Below are 17,156 nucleotides of genomic sequence, written 5' to 3'. Positions count from 1 at the left end.
CAATCGTCCTCCCCCTCCATTGTTGGAAAACCAATTGATCGGATTCATACTAAGTAAAGATTTTAACGGACACAAGTTGCATGATCACATTTGTTCATGAATTTTAAGGATTTTATTTCGGTATAGCAAAGCCTGTTCAGAAAGTAAATTGATAAAACTACTTTTTAGCCTACTTGAGCTTTTGACCATCAGATTGGATCTTCTTAAAATTGCATGGAATGCAAGTTCCAGAAAAGACAGTATTTCCGGATGTGTGGTGCTGACATTTTGCAGCATAAATAAGGTAAAAAATGCTTTTGCAGGCTTATTCCCCACTCCCATCAGTGTAATTCCTTCCCTAATGACCGATTCAAAATCATAGAGTTCGATCGATGCTCCCTTTATTTTTTTGCCTCCCTGAATAAGCGGGTTGAGGTATTTCACGAGTTTATCAACCTCGTCCAGCAGTCCTTCAACAGTCTCCTGCTGCTCAAACTTACCGTATACATGACATTCATCAATGAGCCGGAGCAGCTTTTCAAAGGTGTGTCTATCCCATATTTCTTCACTGTCAATAGCGGCATAGCTTTCAAATATGGTACGAAAGCGTGATGGCAAGTCCAAGTGTTTTACTTTTCTCAGAAACTCTTCAAAGGTAATTCCTTCGTCCACAATATGATGATAGTACATAAAGATCTTAAAAAAGGCCAGTTGCTCAAATCCTGCCAGATGAAACAGTGGTACCTCGGAGCATACCATTTTCATCCAGGCACTTTCCCTACGGACTAGGCTTTCCATCTCCTCACAGAGGGCTTCGATATATTGTTGAAGATCTGTAAATTCAAGGTGCAACAAGGGTCTATAGTTAGAGTCGATTGACAATATATTCTGTGCTATCAAGCCTTGAGATTTTTGCGGTTTGGTTGCTTCTATCCGCTTCTCCAATTGTCCTTCAATATCGTACATACGAATATCGAAATGACGAGTAAGCCTGTAAAATTCTGGACCGGTCAGATATGTAGTCCCCCTTTGTCGATTGCGTAGGGAACGTTTTTCAATGCAAAGCAATTCCATCATTTCAGCGGTTGCTCGTTCAGGATCTTTTATTTTTTCATCGATAATCTGAAACAAGGCAAGTTGTATTTCAATATCAGGTGGCATAAACTAAATAAAGCTAAAGTTAATTATTTAAAATAATAAACTTTAAATATAATACGAATCAAAATTGATTAAAAATAAAACTTTATGTGAAACTATTATTTTACCAAGCGATTTATCTACCGGTAAAAATTTTACCAACAGGTAGCTAAAAATAAAATATTAATTTTTTGCTAATCCATTTTGAATCTACTTTTTATTTTAGCTACCAACGTAGGCTCTATCTGGTAATAGCCTCCGGGCTTATGAAGACAACGGTAAGAATAAAGTTTATTTTGAACGCTTTTTTTGTTGATCTTTTCAAACAGCGCTTCAAGTACAGGAGATATAATAATATAGTTCTTTTCCAGATCAAATAACATAATATGGTCAGCACGAATATACAGCGTGCTGTTGATATGTATAAAAATTCCATCAAAGCTCGTATCAAGCGCTTCGTCGTCATCGGCTAAAAAAGGGATGGCATGACCTTCGTTAATGATAACATAATCAAAACCTTCCCCATGTATAAACGCGAAAAACTCCACATCTAACGCCTCACTATCTGGATCAGTAGATTTAAAGTTCTCTGCATCGACAAATGTATTGGCAAGCTTTTGTGCTTCTTCTATTAACCTCTTGTCTTCAATATCTTTTGAGCTTGTTTTTTTAGGTAGATTTTTAGACTCAGTACTCAAAATTGCAAACATTCGCTTTCGATATCCTTTGAAGCAGATCAATACAAAATAGCCAAATATTACTGCGGATAAGTAATATTTTAAATCAACCTGTTGATAAAAAGCCAAAATTTCTGATTCACCCCCATAAGGAGAAACTACATCTAAAGCTTCGTCCATTACGCTACTATTTCGCCGCTGATTGAAGATGGCATATCCGAAAAGTAAGTTGTTTAATATGTAAGGCAGGATCGACCATAATATCAGATAATGGGGAGGTCTATATTTAAAATCTGATTGCACGACGACCATAACAACACAAAACCAAAATACATACAAAGTCGTTGCCGACAATAGAGACCAGATAATCCGGTCTACCATCATTTCATCATAATGAGGCTGGGGTAAAGAGCGGAGCGCGGGAACATAGGCCGCAAAATTACAGATAGCGACCACAAAAATACCGACAACAATGCAAATAAAATAATCATACCACCTAGGGTTACTTTTCGTTTTGATCATATTTGGCAAATAATTGACTGTAAATATATCAATTAAACAGGCGCAACATAGGTAATATATTTACCTAAATGCAGACTCTCAAGTAAAACAATTACCTTTTGAATAAACTTCTTAGCATTTAAATTTACTTTATTCGAAATTCATTTCTAATTGAATACAGAAAACATATATAAACCTTGTGAGCAATAGCCTATTATTGAATATGCTATGCCATATTATAATAACGATTTAACCAAATGGGAACATACTATTCACAAGACAATTCGCTTGCGATATTTTACAGCTATTGGGAAAAATTACATCCCGGCCTTGAAGATTTTCATAAGCGCTGGCTATTGAAAAATGGAGAGATTATACCGATGAAAAGAGGTGATACCCTGTCGGAAATGCCGCATATGCAATCCGCACTCTACATTGTATTAGTAGGCATATTGGCCAAAGAGCGTTATTGCCCTGATCGGGATGAACAACTGATTATGACCGTAGCCCTACCCAATATGGGATTTTTTACGACGATGCATTTTTTTAGCAAAAGTCCTGCTTTGGGTGATATTGTCTGTTTAAGATCAGGATTAGTCTTAAAGATTCCCTACAAAGCAATAGCGCCCTATCGTAACCAAGAAAAGGCGATTGATACGTTGATTGATCTATTGGTCAATAAGAAAAAATACCAGCTTGACCATCTCCGGGTAATGGATTCATTGCTTATATCCACAGATCGTTACTTCTATTTTGCAGATCATTTGCCGCAGCTTTGTCACGCACTTACACAAACCCAGCAGGCCCGGCTATTACATATGTCGGTGCGAACTATTCGGCGGGCTAAACGACTACATGTACGACGAAAGTAAATTTTAGGCCAACTGTTGTCCTCGTTTTAGCCAAAAACTCAACGATATCTTTGAATTAACGAAAGAAGAAAAATTAAAAGATTAAGGACATGGGGAAAAACAAGAAATGGTTTCGGAATAAATTTGCGGTATTTCCCGCAGGGGTACAGCCATAATAAAATGCTGATTGCGGACTCAAGATTTGAGGCAGCACAGCCGTTCCAAGAATGGGGCGTTACCAATTTGGAGTAAATTATGATATTTTATTACTAAAAGAACGGAGGTCAATATGGCATGGTTTTCTTTTACAGGCTCAGATCCAGCTGATCCAGCCGACTACACATTATCGAGTTCACAACCATCATGTACTGGGACACCACAACAACTGTGTGCGATCCAAGCTACCAATGATGGTGGTCACCCCGATTTGGATACAAATATCCTTTCGGAGATGGTGCAAGCACTGAACAATCAGGCAAACACCACTAATGTGAAATTAAAAGTTCGTCCCGCTTAATTAAGAGGATAGCAGTATAATGCTCATTATAGAAGGATCTGGCGCACCAGATCCTTCTTTTTATATTTAACTATTGATAGATTGAAACTTCTGTAATCTATTTGTTTTCCTCTATGACCAATACATCCATTTCTTCTACAGCAATTTCAGCTTTTATACCATAGTAGATCAGTTGACGGTTTAATTGCTCAAGTGTATCAAACGGGTTCAATTCTATTATTCCCTTATAATTCACCTTATCTTTGGCAGGTGGAAACTTTTCTGAATAATCCAGGGAAAGAACCAAGGCTTCACTTGTATTTATTCGGGTGATTTTCGCCCCCATTACCCTTGCGTCTTTTGCCGGTGAGCATGGTTTGAGTACCAATGTCTTGATCTTACGTTTTGCCTCGAAGACATATATACCAAAGAAGTTTTTAAAATCCTCCAAAATTATCCTTGCCTGAGCAGAGTCTGACCGTTTAAATTGATCGTACCGTTCATAACAAAATCCATTTTTAACAAGCCATGTCTCAAAGCCCTTTCTTTCGAAATCATCATAAATGCTCGTATCCTTAACATTTAATATGATTCTTTCTTTTCTGGGCATATAGATACTGGTATTGATCATTGCCTTACTAGCGAGCGCCCTTAATGCGGCTAAAAGTGAATTATTATAGGTTGAACTTTTATACTGCCCGGTTACGGTATCCTGTACAAATTCCCAAGCCTGAAAGGGAACACCATTTTGATATCCTGAAATCATTACACCAGCTTTTAACTTTTCTGTATTTAGATCTGTCTTATGGAAAAGATCGGCTTTCCCATAGTCATCTTTAAGGGGAAGATCAATTTCCCCTACATTATAGAGCTGCAATAGATTTTGCTGTGTGATAAATTCACTTGAAGTAATGGCCTGCACCTTACCTTTATATAAAAGTACTTCATGCGGCACTCCTTGATGAGGAAAAAGCTGCTTTAAATAACTGTCACTATAAATCACTGGAAGATTTACCTGATGTTCTTTAAGATAGGCATTGGTTTCAAATAACTTTTTCATCGTTTGTCTATCTTGCCAGGTCACCGTGATCACCTTTATTTTATCACCATATTGCTCCTGTAGTTTCTGTAGCTTGGGCATGATCTTAATACAGCTTGCACAAAAGGAGTCAAAAAAATCGATTAAGATAACTTTATCTTCCAATTTTTTCCAGTCGATGGCTTTGCCATCACCTCGCATGGACAAGACAGCCTTAGGTGCAATGAAAGTGTCACCCACTTTCAAACTTTTCGCCAAATCTGATTTAAAATTCGGCTGTGCGCAAAGGGTAGCGCAGCATAACAACAGTATAAAGGCTAAAATATTTTTGTTCGTTGTTTTCATGTTAATTATCGTTTATTTTGGTCCAATCCACCGATGATGATCACCGGCTCCGCAAGTCTATAAGCATATCCAGTGCTATTTGGATCAAGTTTGTATACTTCATTTCCAATTCTCCGTTCCAGCGTCTTTTGAAATCTGGGGTCTAGATTCAATCTTTTTAGATCCGCCCATCTCCTTCCCCGGAATACGAGCTCACGCCTTCGCTCCTCCAAAATTATTTTCAGCAACTTATCTGGATCCGACTCCTTGACCTCTACTGGTACATTTTTTTTCCATCGCATCTTCAATAAGGTATTTAATGCAGACAACGCCTCAGTTACCCTCCCTATCCGACAGGCCGCCTCTGCTTTAACCAGGTAAATCTCACTTGTCGTAATCCCCACAAACATGGTGGCTGCATTCTTGTCGTAACTTCCTTTAAAATAAAAGGATCCTGATGGGTTGGCATTGCTTCTGAAAAATATAGCTTTTCGCAAATCATTCGCATCATAGGACTGATACAGTGACGTATCGATCAGTGCATTTGTCGTCCCCAGTATCCCAAGGTTTACACTTAAAGCGGGGAACAGTACTTCTACATTAAATCGCGGAATTGGCAATGCATCTGTGGTTTTGAGCGAGTTGTAATCCAATAGTTCCGGACTCAAGCTAAGACAGGAATCTGCAAATAGATAAGCCTTAGCAAAATCTCCCATATCAAGATTCACCCTTGCAAGCGCAGCATAGGCTGCTGCTTTTGAAGGTCGTCCTTTCACCGCTTCCACTTCAGGGAGGTTGGCAGCAGCCTTTGAGAAATCAGCGATAATCCGAGCATAGTTCTCCTGTAGGGATGATCGTTTGGATACTTCATCCAGATTTGGGCTGGAACGCAGTGGAAGCCCCTGCTCATTTACCGCTTGCGCCTTTACATAAGCTGGGCAATGGACCGCCGCCAGTTGCTGTAAGGCAAATGCCCGATAGAAAAAAGCACCACCTGTCAGGCGCTTGTATTCTTTGGTATTTTCTGCCGGATTGAGTTTAGAAAGAACATCCAGCACCTGATTGGCAATGTACACCGTCTTGTAAGGGCGCTGCCATTGCACGACATCCAGATAAGGCTCATCAGCCCACAGGTAGGCATTTCGCTGCTCGACATTGGATGCCGATTCCCACCGTTCTTTAGTGAGGTAATAGTCGTCAGTTCCAATTTCGCCCCATATGGGATAGCCACCATTTAGATTGGTATAATCATTTAGCAATAAATTGGCATCTTCCAAGGTATTGGGTATGGCCATTTTAATATCTGGTTTTAGATCCAGGTATTTATTGCAGGAAAGGATTGACATAGCCAGTACTGCTAGGATAAAAATTCTTTTCATCATCATAACGGTTTAAAGATTAAAATTAAGACCAAAGGAGAGCATCATCGGATCCGGGATCCACTTGCCATACTCAGGATCTATCCCTTTTTTGTTGCCACGCCATAGTGTCGCTACATGCTGTATGTAGCCATAAATCCGCATATTTTTAAAACCATATTTGGCCAATTGGGGCAGCTGCAAGCTACATTGGATATCACGCAGTTTAATCTGTCCGGCATTCTCCACCAATGCAGAGGAGCTCACGTAAATATTGCTTGCCGCCGAATTACTTGGATAGATAAAAGCAGGGACATCCGTATGTTGTTCATCGCCCGGAGTTTGCCAACGGTAGGCGTAGTCAGCATGACCGGCGCCAACATTTAAAAAGGAATAATTGTTAAACGTAGTTCGGATAAACTTGTGTCCCAACTGATAGGATATATTCCAGGAAAGCTCCACATTTTTAAAACGAATGCTATTTCTGAACGAACCAAAATACAAGGGCATCTGCGAACCATGATTTTCTAAGCTGGATACTTTGGCATTTAGTATAGCAATGTAATCTTTTGACACTTCTCCATTTAAGTAAGCTCTGACAGCACCATCTTCCGGATCCAGCCCTGCCCATTTATACGTTAAGAGACTATACAGATCCATCTCCTCAATAGGTGTCTTTTGAAAAGAAAGTGCCTTGCTCACATTATACTGCGCATTATCATTTGAAAGAAATGCTTTGACCACTTTTGTACGGTTATAGGCGAATACCAAATTGCTGTTCCATTCCCATTCCCCTGTGACAAAAGGCCTTCCGTTAAGTGAAATATCCCAGCCCTTCGTGTCCAAGTTTGCAACATTCATCATAAGCGATGCGAATCCAACTGTCGGATCCACCTGACCGTCGGCGATCAGATCCTTTGGTGTTTTGTGATAATACTCGACACTTCCGTTCAACCTGTTCCCTTTCAGTCCAAAATCCATTCCCAGATTGAGAATACCCACACGTTCCCATCTCAATTTGGGATTTGGCGGTATATTGATCTGTGCATAATTTTGCCCTGTCGTACCATTTGGAATGGTCTCTACCTTCATGACCGGATAGGCCGATATGGTATTATTCACATTGCCGTTGTACCCAAATGTGGAGCGCAGTTTTAGTAGTGAAAATGGGCTATCTTTCAAAAAATCCTCTTCCGTAGCGATCCAAGCAAGACCCAGTGACCAGAACGGCTGCCCCTTATTATTGCTTTTCACACCAAACAGATTGGAAGCATCCTTGCGGAAACTGCCACTCAGAATATATCTTTTCAGATAACTATACGATCCGTTCCCGTAATAGGAGACAAAGCGATTTCGAAGCTGGTCAAAGACATTACGGTCAGGCAGGTTGTTCACGCCGAGCAGCCCATTCATCATCTGTATTTCGCGTCCCAGTTGCATAGGCTGAAATGTCCCGTCCTCAGGGTCAAAGCCAAAATATTGGGAAGCACGCATATCCTGCCCCACCTCACGGATATCAAATCCCGTCAACAAAGACACTTGATACCCTTTGCCCCAAGACTTGTTAAAGTCTGCTGTCAACCTTCCCTGATGGGAAAAACTCGACGCATTCAGTTCATATCGATAATCTCCCACAGGCATATTCCAATACACCTGCTTATCATCCCAGGTAGCGAAATTGTTGATTTCGAAACGCTGCTGAAACGTATTTATTCCCTTCCAATCGATAATGGGATTTATATTGCGCTGTAAGGCATATAACCCCTGAATGCTGAGTCCAAATGGAAACGCATATTGCACGGAAAGATTGGACATGATTTCTCTGTTGATCTGTTCTGATCTAGAATCATACAGTTCTTTCAGGGGTTTATAGCTCCAGTCAAGCAGCCTACCGCCGGCGACAGTGTCTTGAAAAGTAGGATTAAATGCAGGGATGTATACCTCCAAAGGATTTCCATTATCGTCCGCAAGCCGCATATAGGGGGCATTGGCTATACCATTGGCCAATGCATTGTATCCGACACCATAAAAGCTATCATTCTTCTTCGACTCAGAGTAGGTAAGCCCAAGATTGATCAACAGATTTTGCAGGGGTTTAAACTGCATATTGCCCTGCAGATTCATCCGATTATAGCTTGAGGTCACCAGCTCATTCAAATTCTTGTCATATCCTACCCCTATTGAAGCATTGACTTTGTCACCACCTGCATTAATCCGCACACTGTATTGCTGATTGATAGCCTTTCGATAGATATATTTGAGAAAGTCGTCGCGCATATCGTAGCCCCTTAATTGATCCAGCTCAGCCTTTAGCTGTTCTTCTGAAATTTTTCCATCTTTCTGGTCTTTCATGCGCTGTACGATCGGCTCCACATTATTACCCCAGTACCCGAGCGTCGCATTATATCGGCCACGGTTAAACAGGTCGCCAATCAGATCAATATAGTCCGAAGTTCCTATCTGTGGATAATAATAGAGATCAGGCTTGTCTTTTATGCTGACGTTCATATTAAATTCAATAGTGGTCTTTTCATTGAACTTGCCTTTTTTTGTAGTGATAACAATGACACCATTACCAGCACGGGCACCCCAGATGGATGCAGCGGCGGCATCCTTTAATACGGTGACATTTTCGATATCATTGGGATTGATATTATTAAAATTTGCTAATCCATAGGCGGCAAACTTACTTTCATAGGGGATCCCATCGATGACCAGCAGGGGGAACTTGTCTGGTGACAAGGTACTCTCGCCCCTGACATTGATATTTAAGTAATTCCCTCTTAGGTCAGGTGACATCTTAGCACTGGAAAGCCCAGGCACCACATCCTCTAGCCGGCTAACAAAATCGGTAGATACCTTGCGATTGAGCAATTTATTATCGACGAATTCGAAGCTACCTGTCGCCCTTTCCTTGGGAATCTTTTGGTAGCCTGTGGAGACTACTTCAACCTCTTCCAATTGATTCTCTAGCGGTATCATCTTTATCTTTAATGATACTCCTAAGGAGTATTCAACTTCAAGAGGCTTGTAGCCTATGTATGTAAATTTTACTACCCCATTTCTATGTTTGACTGGCAGTATAAAACTCCCATCCTCGCTGGATGATGTCCGCTGCTTCTGAGCCTCTACACGTACAGATACACCCTGCAAGGGCTTTCCATCTGTAGCTGAAACTACAGTACCTTGCAGTACGAAACTATTTAGCCCATCTACCCCGCTGTTCTTGCGGGGCGTCTGAGCTGATAAACTAAACATAGAAACAGTAACATTTAAAATCACAAATACTGTGATCTTGAGTATTTGAATATATAGCAGTGTGCTGCTATTGGATTGTAATTTTAATTTTTTCATCATTTTAGGAATTGGTATTGGATTGGGATATGCGATTAAAGAAATCGGAGATTTCCTTGGTGCCTTTAACTCTTCTTTGCTTGTTTCGAAAACTCCCGAAAGAGATAGTGGAGTCAAATCCAAATTGCTTAAATGTGCCTTTAGATAAGCAACAAGAGCTTTCAATACGTCTAGTGAGAATCCAGAGAGCGCTTCTGAATTTACTTTTGATTGAAGTTCAATAAGATTGTCTCTGATCAGACCAATTGGATATTGCTTCCAAAAAGCTTCAATGTCCTTTAACGGGCTATAATCAGATTCATGAACGTCATAAAGCGTTCTTTCTAAAGCGAGAATGTAATTGCATTTGGGTTTCATTTTTTAAGCTTTTAGGGCATAACTTTAAGCAAAATGATCCCATTACGTTATACTAACGCATATAGTGGTCCCTTTGAGAAAAGTTACGCGAGTGAAATAAAATGGCGTCTCAAATGCGGTTATAAAACAATTACACGGAGATTAATAGAAACGATACCGCACCAGTTTAAGAAGTTCAGACTTTTTGTAGACTGATTTATTCCTTTCCAAATATGAATTCGACAAGGAAGAATTACCTAACAACTATTCTGGAGGACATTTTTTAAGATCCAAAGGATTCTTAAATGCTATTGTCCCTATATACAAATAGAAGAGAAACCTCCCCTGCTCAAAGGTTGAGCGTGAGAAACTACGCGACCCTATTATCAAATATATAAGGGAGGTTCTCTCTACGAATTTTTTGTATTTTTTTAAGTTTATAATTCTCATTCATCTTTGGTTTTCAGTTTCTCACGCTGTTACCAATGAATGATGATACAAATATAAGAAAAACAAATTTATTATTCCAAATTTGGTATAATAAATTTGTTATTTTAAAGGTCTATTTGTTTATGGCTGAACAGTACATAGACAAGGAAAATTTAAAAATTATCAGGGAAAGACTTTGGGCTATTTCAAATAAAAAAGAAATTACCCTTGAGGATATCCAAGATCGCACTGGATTTAGTTATAGCCAAGTTTATCGAATCGTACGCGGAAGTAACAATATGTCAGTCAGTGGCTTTATCGCAGTATGTAAAGCACTAGAAATTCAACCCACGGAAATATTTGACTTCAAGATCAAAATTCCCAAACATTTACCATTGAGAAAAGACCGAAAATCCTAGATCTTTAAAGTTGCGAAATACGCTCTTCACAAAGTCTAGTCACCACATCTTCTAGTTTATCAACTCTACTAATTAATTTTTTCAAATCAACGGGATCAATAAAGTAATCATCTTTATATCGAGCGTCGATGTAAGCATTATTAAGGATTTTAAACAACCTATTTTCTTCGCTATCTGTTCGTGGGTATCTAAAAACATTATAAAGGTCTTGTGATATGTGTTTGGCATATTTACGATATGCTCTAATCCGGTGAGTCTTGGGTTTATATCCTGTATACACTAATAAAACTCCCCCGTAAAATTTTTCCGCGGTTTGATTTAGAATGAAAACAACCTCGTTTAAGGGGAGTTTGTCTGCTAGAAATTCTTCATATAATAATTTCGTGGCCTTTAAAAACCTTGAGCCACTTTTAACCCATTTGTTAAAATCTTCAATAGCAAGTTGTTTCAGCTGTTCGTTAGTCAAAGGCTTACTTTCAACAAATGTATATTCTCCACTATTATAGAGCGTGATCCCCTCTTTGACAATATCGCTAAAAAAGTATTGACCTCTCTCTAAACCACTGTTGATATAGGAAATTGAATGTACAATCGCGCTTACCTCGTTTTTAAATTTCCCTGTACGGTTATCAATCTTACTCGCAATCTCAACTTCCTCGCCTTTTTCATTATCAGATAGAACCACCAAAATATCGTAATCGCTAATATAGGTATAGGTCGTTCCTTTATCGACATACTCATCCTCTACCCACTTACCAGTGGCGTGACTCCCAAACAAAATTATCTTAGCCGGATTCGTTATCTCACAGATAATTCCAACGATTTCAGCTAATTCGCCCTGTTTATGTTGGGGTAAATGGGAAAGTTGATTCATAAGGTAAATTTATGAAAATTACTTTCAATCAAAAAAGCATTACTTTAACAAATCATTGTAAAGAACTTTAAATACGGGATTCCGTAAAATATTAATTTGTCGATTTCTTTTTTTTGCATTAAATTAAATAACCATTAAGCCATATAAAAAACATCAAAAGTATGTCACATTTATCCGTATTTTTTACGGTTTGAATTGTGCCACTTTAAAAAGATCAAGAAAGAATTACCTTATCGCTTTAAATACAGCGATATGGCACGATGAAAAAAAACAGAACTTAATATCCAATACTTCTAAACTAAAAACGATCTCCACAGATTTCTCTCCAATACCAATTTTAAGGATATAATAAATGCAAAAGAAAGGAGGTAAGTACTTTGTTATTGGGAAAGTAAAATATTATCGCTGAGAAAGAAGCAAAGATAAAACTAAACTACTCGCTTGTGCTTGGTTGTGATAATGTAATATTGTTTATTGATAGTTTCGGGCCAAATTAAATTTACTATATTCAAGTAGATAATTGGAATCTTCCCAGCTTTAACCTTAATAGTATTTCAAATACTTAAAGAGAGATAAAAGTCAGAGAAAACTTCAAGACACTTAGAACACTTTTTTGAAAAAAATCGGAATATTTTTTTTTAAACCATGTCGCTAGAAACATTTACCATACCGGGATATAAGGATATTTTTATAGGTAGCCATGAAAGTTATGAAGAACTTGTTAAAGATCTCAACTCTGAAACGATTATAACTCTATGCGCAATATTGAACGGAGAATTAACGTGTCCTGAACCATTAGCGCAAATCCAAAAACGTTTAATATTTTTAATTTCTAAAAACTTTACATTTGATCAAAAACAGCAATTAAAAGATTCATTCCGTTATTTCCACAAAACAGCATCTGGAATTTTTGAAGGGGGGATAATTTTTAGAAGGTATCTTTTGGCAATGATATTGAAAGAACTGAACAATTACCGGTCTGTTCAATCTACAAAGTCTGATCAGGAGAAAGAATACCTTTTTTTTAAAGCATATCTTAAGATTATTGATGAAGTTAATGACTCAGATTTGTTAAAAATAGATTTTTCAGAAATAGAGAAAAGTAATCCATTATACATATTTTGGTTGTGCTGGAAGCCTGTCCTAGGTCAATTTGAATTAATGGAAAAAGGAAATATGGTCTTTGAAATGTTAAAATCGGCATGCCTTTTAGAATATGCAAAAAATAACTTATTAGTATATCTAAAAGACTATCTAAACCAATTTGGATTCAAAAGCCCAGGTCATTTGCTTGCGAGCTTTAATAGTATTTATAAAGCAACAGAATCCTATAGGCCTAAGGAACATTTTCGAAAATATACACTATTGAATGTAAGAAAAAATAATAGTGCAAAGCATATAAAAAGTCAGTGTATTAATTCTGAAATCAAGGGCACCTTAGAACTTAGAGACCTCAAAAAGTCTCCATTATTATTTCACCAGAAAAAACATAGCTACATTATATTAGATTATTATTTCGCTCGAAAAAAAACATTTAGAAGTATTTATTTCGAATTATTCCACCAAACTAGTTTAAAACCTGAAGACAAAATATTACAACAAAAAGCTTTCAATAAATACAGCCAAGAAATAGGAGATTTATTAGAAGCTAAATGTCTTAAACCTATTATTACCTTATTAGCAGGCAATGATTTTGACAAAATTCATTTTGATGATAAATCAGAAGGCATACCTGACGGTTATGTACGAAAAGGTAGAAAGATATTTTTGTTCGAATACAAAGCATACTTTTTCCCAGAAAGTCTTGTGCATGAGTCAGATTTCAATAAAACACTTAAATATTTCAATGACAGATTTATCGTTAAAAAAGGAATTGGACAGATTAAAGAACAAATTACCAAAATTTATAATTTAAAATTTGACTTCGATAAGGAGTTAAAAAATTTAGTAGAAACTGGTAGCGTTACAATCTATCCAATAATCACATTTAATGAATATCACTTCGGTTTAACAGGGCTCAGTCAATATTTAGAAGGCGAATTTAAAAAGATAATTCCGCAAAAATACCGTGAGAAGTTTTCGATTATGCCCCTTGCCTTAATTAACCTAGAGACAATCTTGGACATGGTCTTAACTGATCAAGACATAAATGACTTAAAAACACACCTAAATTCTTATCAAACATTTACATCTAACACTCAGTATCGTTTCTTCAAGAATCCTGACAATGCTACTTTAAATTCTGCCTTCGTTGGATTTGACAATTATTATTATTCGGCAATTGCACCACGCCCTGTTTCAATGGAAAAGACACAAAATATTTTAACTAGTTTATTAAAACTTACTGGTATCTCATTAGATGAATTAAATCGAAAAATATAATTTAATTATGATTTATCATTGTTAACAAGATTCCCTGAAAAAAGAATTTTTAGCGAATAATTTAATGATTCAATACACTATGAAAGCACATAATACAGGCTTATTAAAAGCTAATATAAAACTCATAAAGGAGACAGAAAGTAACTTAGAAACAATGAAAGAAAAGTTTAATGAGCTAAAACTCCTTTCTACACAAGTTGGCAATAATGAAGACTTCCATAAAGCCTATAGTTGTTTTTTGTATTTATTTTCCTATATCCCGGTAATGGGGACAAAATTAGATGTTGGTATTTCCCTTTTCCGGTCTAGACAACATATTAAAAAGAACGAGACATTTACTAAGATTTCTGAAATTTCATTCAATCAAAATTTACATCTTATTAAACAAGGGCGATTTAATCGGGAGGGGGAGCCAATGTTCTATGCTACTCTTCCTGTTAATGATAACTTGATCGAATCTACTCTTGTAGCTTGCTTAGAAACCTGTAAAAGATTAACTGAGCTGCCTGCTATTTCAATTAAGGATTTTACAATCGGTAAATGGGAAATTAAACAGCCATTCTATGTTGTTAATTTTTGCATGGACGGAGAGCATTTAAAAACAAATTTTGGTATCAAAATCCAGATAGATGATTATGTAGATCTAATCAAAACAAATTATAATCATTTTACAAGTGATTTTATTTTGGAGTTTTATCAGTACTTTTCAGAATTAAGCAGTAAGCGAGCAGAAAATAATAACAATTACTTCATACTCATGGCTCTATTTTTATCCCTGAGAGAGTATTATAAAAATAACCCAAATTATAAGGTTATGGGTCTTATATATCCAAGTGCTATGAGTGAAAGAAAAGGATTGAATATTGTACTCATACCAGAGGTCGCAAAGAATTTAATCTATTGTGAGAAAGTTGGAATGTATCGTTTTAAAGGTTCAGAAAAATCATATAGAGCTGCCCCATGTTGTGATGTCAGTATTCCTTCGGAAGAAGGATATTTTCAAATTCAAGGACATAATACTATTAGAGACGAAGAACACTATGAACCTGAATGTTAATTAATATAGAGGGTGAATACAAAAATTAGTAAGCCAAAATTTTTATTACTTTTAGCCTTATAAAGCAAGCATATTATCGTTCTTAATCTATTATAACATGGAAAATTCTTTACAGAATGTTTTAAATGAAATTCCCATTCAATTGGACACCTATATTAACATGGAACAGCCAAATGAAACATTACCAATTTACCACGGAGAATTCGTAATTACCAATGGTACTGAAGAAAGTTTGGTAAATGGGAGTATAGAATTCACTTGGTTTCCAAACCCTTGCGTCAAATTCAATGGAACATTTTCTGATGGAGAATTAATGTTTTTTGAAATGAAAAACTTAATACTCAAAATTAACAATGAGAATATAGGAGTTGTAAATCTTTCAGAAGTTTCACTAGGTGAAAGGGGACAATGCCGTGGTTATGTTAACCGTTTTATTGAAGGTGACTCTTCTATCGCAGTACAAGAAATTATGTTTTGTATTCCTAATTTGAGAGGTTACATTGGTGATCGTGTTAGGCATTCTGAAAATAGACAGAAGATTTCTAGTAATAGGATCGAGTTAATTGATAGGTACTTTCGAATTATTTTGGATAAATTCTCAGATTTTACTGACAGAAAGAAAAAACTACAAAACAATGGTGGATATCTGCTCACTTATGTTGGAAAAGTTTCTAAAATTAATGGACAACCAATTCGGCTAAAAGAAATTCACGAGTGGCATCAACAACTACAAAATTTCTTATTTTTCATTAATGGATTAAGGGCTTCTCCATTATTTTATAGAGGAATTCATGATGGTAGGGAAATTTTTACGGATTATTCATTTTACAATTCAGATCCGTACAAATTTGTGCATAGTTGGTCGAATATTTCAGAAAATATTGATTTTAATAAACTATGGAAAGAATATATTAGGCTTTGGAAAAATGAAAACAATAGAGATTTTTTATTAACTGCTGTTCATTGGTATGTAGAAGCCAATTCAAATGCAGGAAAGGTCGAAGGTTCGATAATATTAATTCAAACTGCGCTTGAATTAATATACAATTGGTTAATAGTTGAAAATGAAAAGATCATTATAGGGAATGAGGCCGAAGGAGTATCTGCTGCTAATAAAATACGGTTACTAATTTTTCAATTGAAAATTAGTAGGTGCATTCCCGACAGTTTCGAAGATCTTATTAGTGTTGCAAAAGAAAGCGATGGTCCAGAAATATTTGTTAAAATTAGAAATGCGTTGGTCCATGGTCAGGAAACAAAACGTAATGAATTACAAAAAATTCCAGACAGAGCTAAATTCCAAGCACTTCAATTAGGAATTTGGTATGTCGAATTAGCTTTATTATATATTTTAAAATATAAGGGAAGATATAATAACAGAACAGATGGGAAAATTTGGGAAGGTGAAGGTGAAATCGTACCGTGGGCAAATTCCAAAAAATTTAAAATCGGTCCACCCAGTGAATTTAAAGAAACCGAAATCGAATCATTCTTAGATCTTTTACAGACCCAAGCTAAGGTCAAAAACCCTTCATTGGATCGGATCAGAAATTGTAAATTGATAGCAATAGGATATGATTGGAACACTCCAATTTCTATTGGTGCAATCAAACCTAAAACAAAATCGGATTTCACAGAAAATAAGGCTAATTTATTAGAAGAGGCCGATAAGTATGAGTGGGAAATTGGTTATTTCTTTACAGATCCTGAATTTCAGGGTAAGGGCTACAGCTCTCAAATATTAAAAGAATTATTAAACAAATATGGAAAAGGAAATCTAATGGCCACCACTGAAATGCGTGAAAATAATGCGATGATTTATCTCTTAGAAAAACATGGCTTCTTAAGAAAAGGTAACCCATGGAAGAGTGCAATCAGCGGTAAAGATCTAAATTTATATTTAAGAAATTTCGAAAATAAAACATCTAAAAATCAAGCTTAGA

At 36.6% G+C, this 17,156-nt stretch carries 12 protein-coding genes; 6 read left to right on the top strand and 6 right to left on the bottom strand.

Annotated features, from left to right (window positions below):
* Positions 1-84: 84 nt before the first annotated feature.
* Both B3600_RS15195 and B3600_RS15190 read right to left on the bottom strand, forming a co-directional pair.
* Entirely contained in the window at positions 85-1,140 is a 1,056-nt protein-coding gene (locus B3600_RS15195; protein ID WP_286753533.1) for a hypothetical protein, read from the bottom strand.
* Positions 1,141-1,310: 170 nt separating this feature from the next.
* On the bottom strand, positions 1,311-2,315 hold the full coding sequence (locus B3600_RS15190; RefSeq protein WP_286753532.1) for a hypothetical protein: 1,005 nt from the start codon (positions 2,313-2,315) through the stop codon (positions 1,311-1,313).
* 236 nt (positions 2,316-2,551) lie between these two features.
* Between B3600_RS15190 and B3600_RS15185 the strand changes: the two genes are divergently transcribed.
* Both B3600_RS15185 and B3600_RS15180 read left to right on the top strand, forming a co-directional pair.
* Positions 2,552-3,166, top strand: a complete 615-nt coding sequence (locus B3600_RS15185) for a hypothetical protein (protein ID WP_286753531.1) — start codon at positions 2,552-2,554, stop codon at positions 3,164-3,166.
* A 268-nt stretch (positions 3,167-3,434) separates the two neighbouring features.
* On the top strand, positions 3,435-3,662 hold the full coding sequence (locus tag B3600_RS15180; RefSeq protein ID WP_286753530.1) for a hypothetical protein: 228 nt from the start codon (positions 3,435-3,437) through the stop codon (positions 3,660-3,662).
* Between the two features lie 97 nt (positions 3,663-3,759).
* Here the strand turns inward: B3600_RS15180 and B3600_RS15175 are convergent, their stop codons facing one another.
* The 3 genes from B3600_RS15175 to B3600_RS15165 are packed head-to-tail and all read right to left on the bottom strand — an operon-like array spanning position 3,760 to position 10,073.
* The gene (locus tag B3600_RS15175) at positions 3,760-5,025 is read right to left on the bottom strand and encodes a TlpA family protein disulfide reductase (protein ID WP_286753529.1); all 1,266 of its coding nucleotides are present in this window, start codon (positions 5,023-5,025) and stop codon (positions 3,760-3,762) included.
* A gap of 5 nt (positions 5,026-5,030) precedes the next feature.
* On the bottom strand, positions 5,031-6,383 hold the full coding sequence (locus tag B3600_RS15170; protein ID WP_286753528.1) for a RagB/SusD family nutrient uptake outer membrane protein: 1,353 nt from the start codon (positions 6,381-6,383) through the stop codon (positions 5,031-5,033).
* A 12-nt stretch (positions 6,384-6,395) separates the two neighbouring features.
* On the bottom strand, positions 6,396-10,073 hold the full coding sequence (locus tag B3600_RS15165) for a SusC/RagA family TonB-linked outer membrane protein (RefSeq protein WP_286753527.1): 3,678 nt from the start codon (positions 10,071-10,073) through the stop codon (positions 6,396-6,398).
* 464 nt (positions 10,074-10,537) lie between these two features.
* Between B3600_RS15165 and B3600_RS15160 the strand changes: the two genes are divergently transcribed.
* On the top strand, positions 10,538-10,900 hold the full coding sequence (locus B3600_RS15160; protein WP_286753526.1) for a helix-turn-helix domain-containing protein: 363 nt from the start codon (positions 10,538-10,540) through the stop codon (positions 10,898-10,900).
* A 4-nt stretch (positions 10,901-10,904) separates the two neighbouring features.
* Here B3600_RS15160 and B3600_RS15155 read toward each other — a convergent pair whose 3' ends face one another.
* On the bottom strand, positions 10,905-11,774 hold the full coding sequence (locus tag B3600_RS15155) for a HEPN domain-containing protein (protein WP_286753525.1): 870 nt from the start codon (positions 11,772-11,774) through the stop codon (positions 10,905-10,907).
* Between the two features lie 645 nt (positions 11,775-12,419).
* On the opposite strand from B3600_RS15155, the gene B3600_RS15150 reads away from it, so the two are divergent.
* The 3 genes from B3600_RS15150 to B3600_RS15140 all read left to right on the top strand — a co-directional run bounded on the left by B3600_RS15150 (position 12,420) and on the right by B3600_RS15140 (position 17,155).
* Positions 12,420-14,156 carry a hypothetical protein gene (locus B3600_RS15150; RefSeq protein ID WP_286753524.1) on the top strand — a complete coding sequence of 579 codons (1,737 nt, stop codon included), beginning with the start codon at positions 12,420-12,422 and terminating at the stop codon, positions 14,154-14,156.
* A 79-nt stretch (positions 14,157-14,235) separates the two neighbouring features.
* Entirely contained in the window at positions 14,236-15,213 is a 978-nt protein-coding gene (locus tag B3600_RS15145; protein WP_286753523.1) for a hypothetical protein, read from the top strand.
* A gap of 97 nt (positions 15,214-15,310) precedes the next feature.
* Positions 15,311-17,155 (top strand): GNAT family N-acetyltransferase, encoded by a 1,845-nt coding sequence (locus B3600_RS15140; protein ID WP_286753522.1) that lies wholly within the window; start codon positions 15,311-15,313, stop codon positions 17,153-17,155.
* The last annotated feature ends 1 nt before the right edge of the window (position 17,156 follow it).

The organism is Sphingobacterium sp. UBA2480 (assembly GCF_002341965.1).
Classification (GTDB): domain Bacteria; phylum Bacteroidota; class Bacteroidia; order Sphingobacteriales; family Sphingobacteriaceae; genus Sphingobacterium; species Sphingobacterium multivorum.
This window is presented reverse-complemented; position numbering and strand designations above follow the sequence as displayed.

What these genes read in the sequence shown, in the direction of transcription:
- B3600_RS15195 (WP_286753533.1), bottom strand. Translation starts at nt 1,140, where the DNA reads ATGCCACCTGATATTGAAATACAACTTGCCTTGTTTCAGATTATCGAT.
- B3600_RS15190 (WP_286753532.1), bottom strand. Translation starts at nt 2,315, where the DNA reads ATGATCAAAACGAAAAGTAACCCTAGGTGGTATGATTATTTTATTTGC.
- B3600_RS15185 (WP_286753531.1), top strand. Translation starts at nt 2,552, where the DNA reads ATGGGAACATACTATTCACAAGACAATTCGCTTGCGATATTTTACAGC.
- B3600_RS15180 (WP_286753530.1), top strand. Translation starts at nt 3,435, where the DNA reads ATGGCATGGTTTTCTTTTACAGGCTCAGATCCAGCTGATCCAGCCGAC.
- B3600_RS15175 (WP_286753529.1), bottom strand. Translation starts at nt 5,025, where the DNA reads ATGAAAACAACGAACAAAAATATTTTAGCCTTTATACTGTTGTTATGC.
- B3600_RS15170 (WP_286753528.1), bottom strand. Translation starts at nt 6,383, where the DNA reads ATGAAAAGAATTTTTATCCTAGCAGTACTGGCTATGTCAATCCTTTCC.
- B3600_RS15165 (WP_286753527.1), bottom strand. Translation starts at nt 10,073, where the DNA reads ATGAAACCCAAATGCAATTACATTCTCGCTTTAGAAAGAACGCTTTAT.
- B3600_RS15160 (WP_286753526.1), top strand. Translation starts at nt 10,538, where the DNA reads ATGAATGATGATACAAATATAAGAAAAACAAATTTATTATTCCAAATT.
- B3600_RS15155 (WP_286753525.1), bottom strand. Translation starts at nt 11,774, where the DNA reads ATGAATCAACTTTCCCATTTACCCCAACATAAACAGGGCGAATTAGCT.
- B3600_RS15150 (WP_286753524.1), top strand. Translation starts at nt 12,420, where the DNA reads ATGTCGCTAGAAACATTTACCATACCGGGATATAAGGATATTTTTATA.
- B3600_RS15145 (WP_286753523.1), top strand. Translation starts at nt 14,236, where the DNA reads ATGAAAGCACATAATACAGGCTTATTAAAAGCTAATATAAAACTCATA.
- B3600_RS15140 (WP_286753522.1), top strand. Translation starts at nt 15,311, where the DNA reads ATGGAAAATTCTTTACAGAATGTTTTAAATGAAATTCCCATTCAATTG.